Source organism: Mesorhizobium hawassense, assembly GCF_003289945.1.
GTDB classification, from domain to species: Bacteria; Pseudomonadota; Alphaproteobacteria; order Rhizobiales; family Rhizobiaceae; genus Mesorhizobium; species Mesorhizobium hawassense.
In genome coordinates, this window is sequence record NZ_QMBP01000065.1 from 1 (window position 1) to 738 (window position 738).

2 protein-coding genes are annotated in these 738 nt (G+C 67.2%); both read right to left on the reverse strand.

The features are described from left to right. The coding region (locus tag DPM33_RS35670) for an ArsR/SmtB family transcription factor (RefSeq protein WP_146770397.1) at positions 1-226 on the reverse strand (226 nt) is incomplete at its 3' end. Positions 227-475: 249 nt separating this feature from the next. After that, positions 476-738, reverse strand: a 263-nt coding sequence (locus DPM33_RS35675; protein WP_146770398.1) for a LysM peptidoglycan-binding domain-containing protein, incomplete at its 5' end; no start/stop codon positions are given.

A 738-nucleotide genomic window follows, 5' to 3' on the forward strand; every position in this document is an offset into this window, starting at 1 on the left:
GGCGGTCGGCCTCGAAGCGGACGAGCCCGGCCTCGACCAGGATCTTCAGATGCTGCGAAACGGTCGACTGGGCAAGGTCGAGATGGTCGACCACCTCGCGGCACGAGCAGCAGGCGCTGGCCGAGAGGCGCTTCAAGATCTCGATGCGCGCCGGATGCGAGAGCGCCGCCAGGCGCAGCGCCATGGCGCGGCTCTCCGTGCAGCGGGTTTCGGGGGATTCGGTCATCGTCCATCGCCGATAGACGATGAAGGGTGACAGGGCAAGCTAGGCGGATGGGTAGCAAGGATAATCTCCCCCCTCATGGGGGAGATGGCCGGCAGGCCAGAGGGGGGCGCGAAGAAATGCGACCGCTCAGGGTGAGGCGACACAATCGCAGAAGCTTGCAGAGCGGCAGGCCTGACATGTCGGCGGGACAGCGCCCCCCTCTGCCCTGCCGGGCATCTCCCCCATGGGGGAGATCGGCCAATCGCCATTCTACTCCGTCTTCGGCGGCGCGGCCGTCATCTGCTCGCCCATGGCCCTCATGTCGGCGGCCTCGCCCTCCTTCGACGTCGAAGGCACCTTGAACACCTGGCCGGGCCAGATGCGGTCGGGATCGCGGATCTGGTCCTTGTTGGCGAGATAGAGGGTCGAGAAGCGCGTGCCGTGGCCGTAGACGCGGCGCGAGATGCGCCAGAGCGTGTCGTTGCGACGGATGATCACGGCGCCGTCAGCATGTTCGAGCTTCGGCGCGACCG